Below are 8,964 nucleotides of genomic sequence, written 5' to 3'. Positions count from 1 at the left end.
TCAGGATGCATATTACACACTAGGCGGACCGGCGACCCTCCCCTAAAATACGGTTGACGAGTGTGCGCTTTCCGTGGATCATCCTCGTATCGGCGCAGGATAGCGGCGTCCTTCTGCTGCCCACGCACAGAAGCCCCAGAGTGCTGGCTGAGGTGGAAGATTACGACAATGATCTCGGCGCTGAACGCCGCCGCAAAGGAAGTCGCGCCTAGCTTTGAGCGAGAAGGCACCTGTACTTTCCATTTAATTACGCGAATCCCGATCTCAACGATTTCAGCAGGTTGCCTAAGCACTTGTATGAGGATGCCCCTCTGCATCCGTTCCATAGCCTCGTTGCGTTGTGGGCTGCTCCATTTTATGACGAGGAGCAACCCGCGCTGATTAGTCGGCGCGCCGGAGAGGAGCTTTGGATCCGATCGTTGCGGGCGTCGATGCCGAGGGAAGCCTGCCAGGTGCGAGACATGCTCTCGCGTACTTGTATGCGGCGGGTGCTCACCCCAATATGATGCAGTAATGCGCATCGCGAGCAAGGCTCCGGGGCGGCGGGAACATTCTTAATTACGTTGCTAAGCCCATTTTCCAAGCCGGTCGCCACCGCCTCAGGTCGTTGGGAACCCGGCGAGATCGACGCCCCAGGCTCCGATGATTTGCTCTCGTCCTTTGCTACGCAGCCGTGCTCAATGCGACGCCCTGCGGGATCTCGCCCCATTGTGACCATGCGCCAGAGCGCGATGAGCAGACGACACCGCAGAGACGCCGCTTAAAATGATATTCGGGACGCGCCAGAGCCTCCGTTAAATCAGAGTGCCAATTGTCTCAAATTCCCTGACGACGGACATGTTCATGGTTCATAGAGCCATTACCGGACTCGGTTGAAGCTCAGTTCCCCGCGCTTTCCATCCGCCGTCCCTTGATCGAATGCTCCAGCCAGCCGATTTCCATCTCCGTCACGGAGGAGAGTAGCAGGTCTGTATAAGCATCGAAGGGGGGGGTAAGCACCTCGGTCTTGGAGCCGTAGCGCACCACCTCGCCGCGATACATCACCGCAATCGAGTCGGCGATCGCCTTCACCGTGGCGATGTCGTGGGTGATGAACAGATAGGCGACGTTCTCGATCGACTGTAGGGTGAGCAGCAGCTTCAGGATGCCGTTGGCGACTAGCGGATCGAGCGCGCTGGTCACTTCGTCACAGATGATGAGCTTCGGCTTGGCCGCGAGCGTGCGGGCGATGCAGACGCGCTGTTTCTCGCCACCCGACAGTTCGGCTGGGTAGCGGTCGATGAAACCCTTGCCCATCTCGATCTCATCGAGCAGTTCGGCGACGCGCTTGTCGCGCTCGCGGCCGCGTATGCCGAAATAGAATTCAAGCGGCCGGCCGATGATCGTGCCGACGGTCTGGCGCGGGTTCATCGCCACGTCGGCCATCTGGTAAATCATCTGCAGTTCGCGCAGCTCGTCCTTCGTGCGATCGGCAAGCCTGGGCGACAGTGTTCGGCCCGCAAACGTGATGCTGCCAGCGATTGGCGGCGTGAGCCCGGTGATGACACGGGCGAGGGTCGATTTGCCGGAGCCGGACTCGCCGACCACAGCCAGGGTGTGGCCAGGGTGGACCTCACAAGAGACGTCATGCAGAACTTTGAGATGCCCGCCGCCATAAGCGGCAGTGACATTCTCGACCGACAGCAGCGGCTTCGTCGTCGGCTTCTTCTCTTCATGCTCGATCGAGCGTACCGCCACTAGCGCCTTAGTGTAGTCAATCCGCGGCGCTTCAATGATCTGCCGCGTCTCGCCATGCTCGACCATCTTGCCGTGGCGCAGCACCATGATCTCGTCCGAGACCTGGGCGACGACGGCAAGGTCGTGGGTGATGTAGAGCGCTGCGACATGCGTGTCGCGGATGGCATCCTTGATCGCCGCTAAGACGTCGATCTGCGTCGTCACGTCGAGTGCGGTCGTCGGCTCGTCGAAGACAATCAGGTCGGGCTCGGAGCACAGCGCCATCGCCGTCATCACGCGCTGCAACTGGCCCCCCGATACCTGGTGCGGAAAGCGTTCGCCGATGCTTTCTGGGTTCGGCAGGCTGAGCGTCTTGAACAGCGCGATGGCGCGTTTTTCGGCTTCGGCACGCGTCGCAATGCCGTGCAACAGCGCTGCCTCGACCACTTGGTCCATCAGCCTGTGCGCCGGGTTGAACGCCGCCGCCGCCGATTGCGCGACATAGCAGACCTCGCGGCCGCGCAGCTTTCGAAAGCCTTCCTTGCCGCCCTTCAGGATGTCGCGGCCGTTGAGGATAACCTCGCCGCCGGTAATGCGAACGCCGCCGCGACCATAACCCATCGACGACAGGCCGATGGTCGATTTGCCGGCGCCGGATTCGCCAATCAGGCCGAGCACCTTGCCCTTCTCGAGCCTCAGCGAGACGTCGTGCACAAGCACGATGTTCTTCGGCGGCTCGCCCGGCGGGAACGCCGTCGCCTCGATGCGCAGGTTGCGGATGTCGAGCAGCACGCCGGACTTCGGATGATCGTCCGCCATTACCCGCGTCCTCCCTTCAGGCTTGTCGTGCGGTTGAGCACCCAGTCAGCGACAAGATTGACCGAAATCGCCAGCATCGCGATTGCCGCCGCCGGAATGAGGGCAGCGCCTATGCCGAAGACGATGCCATCCTTGTTTTCCTTGACCATGCTGCCCCAGTCGGCGTCCGGCGGCTGCACGCCAAGGCCGAGAAAGGAAAGCGCCGATAGAAACAGGATGGCATTGATGAAGCGCAGGCCGAGTTCCGAGATCAGCGGCGAGAGCGCATTGGGCAGGATCTCGCGGAAAATGATCCAGACTTCGCCTTCGCCGCGCAGCTTGGCGGCTTCGACATAATCCATAACGTTGATGTCGACAGCGATAGCCCGGGACAGGCGGTAGACGCGGGTCGAGTCGAGAATGCCCATGACCAGGATCAGTGTGATCACGGTCGACGGCAGCACCGAGAGCACCACCAGGGCGAAGATCAGAGTCGGGATTGCCATCAATAGATCGACGAAGCGCGACATCAGCGTGTCGAGCCAGCCGCCGACCACCGCAGCGGTGAAGCCGAGGATGGCTCCGAGCGAAAAGGACAACGCGGTAGCCAAGACGGCGATGAAAATGGTGACGCGGGCGCCGAAGATCATGCGCGACAGGAGATCGCGGCCGAGATTATCGGTGCCCAGCCAATGCGTCGCCGAAATAGGCTCCCAGACATCGCCGACGATTTCGCCATAGCCGTGCGGCGCGATCCAGTGTGCGAAGATCGCCACAAGAACGAACAATGCCGTCGGCGCCAGGCCGATCAGCGCGGGGACGGGGATGCGTTGGACAGCTAGCATTCCCACCCCGTTACTTGGGATGTCTGAGACGCGGATTGGCGACGATCGCCGCAATGTCCGCGATGATGTTCAAGCTGATATAGACGGCGGCAAAGATCAGGCCGACCGCTTGCACCACGGGCACGTCGCGCTTGGTGACGTGGTCGACGAGATATTGCCCCATGCCCGGATATACGAAGATCACTTCGACGACGACCACACCAACGATCAGGTAAGCGAGGTTGAGCATGACGACGTTGATGATCGGCGCGATCGCATTCGGAAAGGCGTGCCTGCGAATGACGTTAAAGGCCGACAGGCCCTTCAATTCCGCCGTCTCGACATAGGCCGACTGCATAACATTGAGAATCGCGGCGCGCGTCATGCGCATCATGGGGGCGAGCACCAGCAGGGTTAGCGCCGCCGCCGGCAAGGCAATGGCCTGCATGCGTTCCAGGAAAGGCATCCCGTGATAGACAGGCGAGATACTCGGGAAGATCTGCCACTTCACGGCGAAGAAATAGACGAGCACATAGCCGATGAAGAATTCAGGGAAGGACGTCGAGGCGAGCGCCAGGCCGGAGATTAGCTTGTCGACCCAGCCGTTGCGATTGAGCACCGCGATCAGGCCCAGGATGATCGCCAGCGGCACGGCAACGACCGCCGCCCAGAAGGCCAGGAACAGCGTGTTCCACAACCGCCCCTTGATCGACGTTGCAATATCCTGACCGCTCGACATGGCGGTGCCGAGATCGCCGGTAACCACGCCGCCGAGCCAGCGGAAATACCTTATATAGGCTGGGTCGTTGAGCCCGAGCTGCTCGCGCAGATTGGCGACCGCCTCTGACGTCGCCGTCTGTCCGAGAATGGCTTGCGCGACGTCGCCGGGCAGGATCTGGGTGCCGGCGAAGATCAGGACCGAAATGGCCAACAAAAGGAGGATGCCCAGCGCAATGCGCTGGGAAATTAGTTTCAGGATGGGTGAAGACATCTCTGCAAGGCCGAACTCAGGCCATCAGCCAGCATTTGGCGAACGCGTAGCCGTCCATCAGCTGGTCGCGCCCACCGCCATAGCCGCCGACCTTGTCGGAGATGGCGTCGATGAACTGATTGAACATCGGCAAGATCGTCCCGCCTTCATCGCGAACGATGATGGCCATCTCGCGATAAAGGTTCTTGCGTTTGTCCTCGTTAAGTTCGGCACGCGCCTCGATGAGAAGCTTGTCGAACCTCTCGTTGAAGAAGTGCGTTTCATTCCAGGGCGCCTTCGAGATATAGGCGGTCGAGTACATCTGGCTCTGCGTCGCGCGCCCGGACCAGTAGGAGGTGCAGAAGGGCTGCTTTAACCAGACCTCCCCATAGCCGTCGTCAGGCTCGCGCTTGACCTCGAGGGTGATGCCGGCTTTGGCGCAGCTCTGCTGGTAGAGCTGGGCTGCATCGATCGCTCCAGGGAAACCGGCGTTGGCGGTTCGAAGAAGAATGGGGCCGCTGTGACCAGATTTCTTGTAGTGGAAGGCCGCCTTGTCAGGATCGAAAGTGCGCTGCTCTATCCCCTCGGGAAAAAGCCGATACGAGGCATTGATCGGGAAGTCGTTGCCGACCGTGCCGTAGCCGCGCAGGATCTTGTCGAGCATCTCCTGCCGGTCCATGGCGAGCTTGAGCGCCATCCTGAGATTGTTATTGTCGAAGGGCGCCGTGTCGCAGAACATGATGAAAACGTAGTGGCCGGGACCCGACACGGCCTCGACTTTCAGGTTGGGCGCGCGCTTGATGAGATCGACGACCTTGGGCTCGACCTTGTCGATTATGTGGACCTGGCCGGACTGCAGCGCGGAGATGCGGGCCGTGTTGTCGTTGATGGCCAAGATCTCGACCTGGTCGGCGAAGCCCATCTTGTCGGGCTGCCAGAAATTGGCGAAGCGCTCGCCGCCGTGGCGGACGCCGGGCTCGTTGACGGTCACCTTGTAGGGCCCTGCGCTGATGCCTTCGGCCGGATTGTCCTTGCCGCCGTTGGGCTGGATGATGAGATGATAATCGGTCATCAGGAAGGGCAACTCGGCGTCCGGATCCTTGAGGGTGATGACGACGTCGCGGCCGTCGGCCTTGAGGCTTTCAATGTTGCGCAAGATGCCCAGCGCGCCGGACTTCGATTCCTTGTTGGAGTGACGCTCCAGCGTCGCCACCACGTCGTTCGCCGTCACGGTCTTGCCGTTGTGGAATTCTACATCCTGGCGGATCTTGAAGGTCCAGACCTTGGCGTCGCCGGACGAGCCGACTTCCTCGGCGATGCGATTCTCCAACCCACCGTCGGGCGCCAGCGCCACGAGATACTCGCCCCAGACTTTGGCGAAGTTGCCTACCAACGCCGCTAAAGTCGCCGGATCGAGGCTTTGGGTCGCCTCACCACCATAGAGGCCGCCCTTGATGATGCCGCCGCGGACCGGCCCCTGGGCGCGCGCAGCGCTGGCGAGGAGTGAACTGGCGAACGTCGCTGAGACGCCGAGCGCCGTCGCACGGCCGAGAAATTCACGTCGGCTCAGCCGGCCCGCAGCAACGCGGCGGCTGAGATAGTCGAGTTCCTGCGACATTGATATCCTCCTCATTCCATAGTGTTGTGTTGCCCTGGGGCAGACAATGCAGGCTCTGGTTTGGTAACTTTACCAGCGTCAGTATGCCGCCGTGCGAGAACAATCCTCTATCCACGCAGGAAATCCTCGTTTTATCCCCGCTTACGCACGAAAGGCGGCGATTGCCACCGAAGAGTTAGCCCACAGGGACGCCGTGGATATCCAACCAGGAGGTGGGCGGCGCGCCTTGCCCACTGCTCCCTGCTCGGAGAGTGCCTTCCAACGCGTGGGCGATTGACGTGTTGATCTAGCATGCGACATCTCCGGCCGTCCGCGCTAAGCGATCGTCACGTGCGCAGGCGACCAGAAACGCTGGTTCCCTGCGCTAATGGGACAACAATTGCGCAAAGTGCGCCCGTGCCTGCCACTATGTTCATTAAATGAGGCCAGAGTGCCAGCTCGTCGGAACGGACCGACTTCTGATGGGAGTTTTCGAGTCACTATCGATAATGAGGGGAGTCCGCTGTGTCTTCTAGACTTGGGCCGAAGCCGTTGTTGGCGCCGCGTTATGAAGTGGTTCTGCAAACTGGGCTGCGCGTTCCAATGCGCGACGGCGTTGAACTTGCGACGGATGTCTATCGGCCCGTCGGATACCCCGGCGAGGTGTCCTCAATATTGATCCGGACGAAGTACGGCAAGGCCGCATACCGGCCGCCCCAACCCAGCAACCCAGCAGCAATGACGTTGGCGGCGCAGGGCTATGCAGTGGTTGTGCAGGAACTTCGCGGACTCTTTGATTCTGGGGGCCATTTCGCGCTCCTCGAGCACGACGCGAAGGACGGATACGACACGCTCTCCTGGATCGCGTCGCAGCCATGGTCGACGGGGCGGGTCGGCACTTACGGTTGCTCCGCGCTCGGAATCACCCAAGTCGTTCTTGCTCAGCTGTGCCATCCGGCTCATCGGTGTGCGATCGTGGAAGGGGCGGGCGGTTCGATGTCTGGAGATCGACACCGCCTAGGGGACTTGCGCCTGTGCGGGTCGCGCCTGGGCGGGGCCGTGGAGTTAGCCGGCTGGGTGCCCCACTTTCATCAATCCCATGGCAAGGATCGTTCCCGGCCGCAACCGAAGACCGACGAGGAGTACAAGCGGGCGTTTGCGTCGCTGCCAGTCATCGACATCCTCAAAAGCATCGGCTCCCCGCCGACTGATTGGGAGGACTGGGTCTCGCGCGACCCTGGAGACCCTTGGTTTGATCGGATGGGGTTCCTTCGCGAGGACTCCGTAATCGACGTCCCAGCTCTGTTCGTGAACTCGTGGTATGACGTCGGCGCGGCCGACGCGCTCCATCAGCAGCGGGTATTCAGCTCGCAGGGCGCGAGCCCTGCGGCTCGTGAGCACCAGCACATCATTCTCTCGCCAGCTACGCATTGTGGCACCTCGAGACTTGAAGCCCCGACGGTCGTCGGCGAGCGCGAGCTTGGCGACGCGCGCCTGGATTGCTGGCAGATCTACCTGGACTGGTTCGACGCCTGGCTGAAGGAGAAGCCCGATCGGATCAAGGGAATGCCCCGCGTCCAGTACTACGTGATGGGTCGCAACGAGTGGCGCGCCGCGTCAGAATGGCCGCCAGCCGGGACGGAACTACAGCGCTGGTTCCTGCGCAGCTGTGGAAATGCCAACACTCGCCTTGGCGACGGCGCGCTCGACGTCGGTCCACCTTCTGGCGACCAGTCGGCCGACACATTCGTTCATGACCCCGGGAATCCGGTGCCGTCTTTGGGGGCTGACGGTGGCAACGCAGTTGGGACGACGTTAGGCCCACGGGATTACCAAGAAATCGAACTCCGTCAAGACGTTCTATGCTTTACGTCCGAGTTCCTCGAAGAGGGCGTGGAAGTTACCGGGTTCGTCAAGGCGGTCCTGTTCGTCTCTTCTTCGGCATTAGACACCGACTTCGTGGCTAGGCTCCTGGACGTGCATCCGGACGGACGTGCGGTTGACGTAGTAGACGGGATACTCCGCGTTCGGTACCGCGAAGGTCTCGATCGGGCGCTGATGATGAATCCGGGAGAAGTCTATCGAATCGAGGTCGACCTGGATGCGACCAGCAACTGGTTCCCGCCCGGCCATCGAATCCGGCTTGATATCTCAAGTTCCGCGTTTCCTCGCTTCGATCGGAACCTGAACACAGGGGGTAACAACTGGGACGAAATGGAATGGGTCGTCGCCCATAACACTGTGCACCACTGCGCAGAGTTCCCGTCCTTCATACTGCTGCCTGTCGCAGCCAGTGAATCTCGCCCCGCAGTTCACCGGGCTCAGGCTGCGAGGTCTCTGAGGCGCCGATAACTGTTACGCAGTTGCCTGCGTCTTCGCCGCTCGCCAAATGATGATCCATCTCCGCGCTCAGCGCGCGCGCTCGGTAGCCTATGTCAGCCTACCCAGCGCGCCGCCTTGTTCGAAGGCAGCACTGACCGCGCCTCCTGCCAGAAGCTGGTCGAAAAGATCATTCGGTATCGCAGGTTCGTTGCGTCGGCTCACGGTGGGAATGCCTTTACCCATTATGCCCGCCTCCCACATGGAATTCCTGACAGTCCCTTTTTTAATATCCGAAGCTCCGGCGCCTGCTCGGCGACTCACCTCCTTCAGGTCGCGGGTCTCACGACGCAGTACCTTGACCTCGTCGCTGGTGGCGGCGCGTGCTGTGTCGCCGGCAAGCCGCTTCTTGCCGGCCTCCAGAAACTCTTTCGACCAGTTATAATGCAAGCTATCAAAACCCCTCGCGGCGGCACCATGCGGCGATCGATTTGTCGCCGTGCAACCTTCCAGCAGATGCGGATATTCTCTTCGGCCGAATACTGCCCTGACCAGAAAACCTCCTCTCTCAGTTAAGACAATTTGGCCCCATCAGCGCTGTGGAGCCGCATACTGTGCGCGAACAGCAGAAACGTCGCCGCTTTCCTGCACTGATCTAACGCGATCCACGGAAAGCGCACACTCGTCAACCGTATTTAGGGAGGGTCGCCGGTCCGCCTAGTGTGTAATATGCATCCTGC

The 8,964-nt window shown here is 61.0% G+C and carries 5 protein-coding genes and 2 pseudogenes; 1 reads left to right on the top strand and 6 read right to left on the bottom strand.

Going from position 1 to position 8,964, the window contains the following annotated elements; genetic code table 11:
• Positions 1–879: 879 nt before the first annotated feature.
• Genes NKH43_RS34670 through NKH43_RS34655 form a run of 4 tightly spaced genes read right to left on the bottom strand, consistent with a single transcriptional unit; the run spans position 880 to position 5,926 of the window.
• Complete coding sequence (locus NKH43_RS34670) at positions 880–2,535, bottom strand: ABC transporter ATP-binding protein (protein ID WP_352861974.1); 1,656 nt, start codon at positions 2,533–2,535, stop codon at positions 880–882.
• A complete protein-coding gene (locus NKH43_RS34665; protein ID WP_352861972.1) occupies positions 2,535–3,359 on the bottom strand; it encodes an ABC transporter permease in 825 nt (274 codons plus the stop codon). Before NKH43_RS34665 ends, NKH43_RS34670 begins: the two co-directional genes overlap by 1 nt.
• A gap of 10 nt (positions 3,360–3,369) precedes the next feature.
• Positions 3,370–4,329: an ABC transporter permease gene (locus tag NKH43_RS34660; protein WP_352861970.1), complete on the bottom strand. Its 960-nt coding sequence runs from the start codon at positions 4,327–4,329 to the stop codon at positions 3,370–3,372.
• Between the two features lie 16 nt (positions 4,330–4,345).
• Entirely contained in the window at positions 4,346–5,926 is a 1,581-nt protein-coding gene (locus NKH43_RS34655; RefSeq protein ID WP_352861968.1) for an ABC transporter substrate-binding protein, read from the bottom strand.
• A gap of 582 nt (positions 5,927–6,508) precedes the next feature.
• Here NKH43_RS34655 and NKH43_RS34650 point away from each other — a divergent pair.
• The gene (locus tag NKH43_RS34650; RefSeq protein WP_502906541.1) at positions 6,509–8,257 is read left to right on the top strand and encodes a CocE/NonD family hydrolase; all 1,749 of its coding nucleotides are present in this window, start codon (positions 6,509–6,511) and stop codon (positions 8,255–8,257) included.
• Here the strand turns inward: NKH43_RS34650 and NKH43_RS34645 are convergent.
• Positions 8,181–8,449 (bottom strand): annotated as a pseudogene (locus tag NKH43_RS34645) (IS256 family transposase); the annotation flags it as partial. The gene NKH43_RS34650 and the pseudogene NKH43_RS34645 sit on opposite strands and share 77 nt — an antisense overlap.
• Before the next feature lie 56 nt (positions 8,450–8,505).
• A pseudogene (locus NKH43_RS34640) lies at positions 8,506–8,766 on the bottom strand (transposase); the annotation flags it as partial.
• Between the last annotated feature and the right edge of the window lie 198 nt (positions 8,767–8,964).

The organism is Mesorhizobium sp. M1163 (assembly GCF_040318415.1).
Taxonomy (GTDB): domain Bacteria; phylum Pseudomonadota; class Alphaproteobacteria; order Rhizobiales; family Rhizobiaceae; genus Mesorhizobium.
This window is presented reverse-complemented; position numbering and strand designations above follow the sequence as displayed.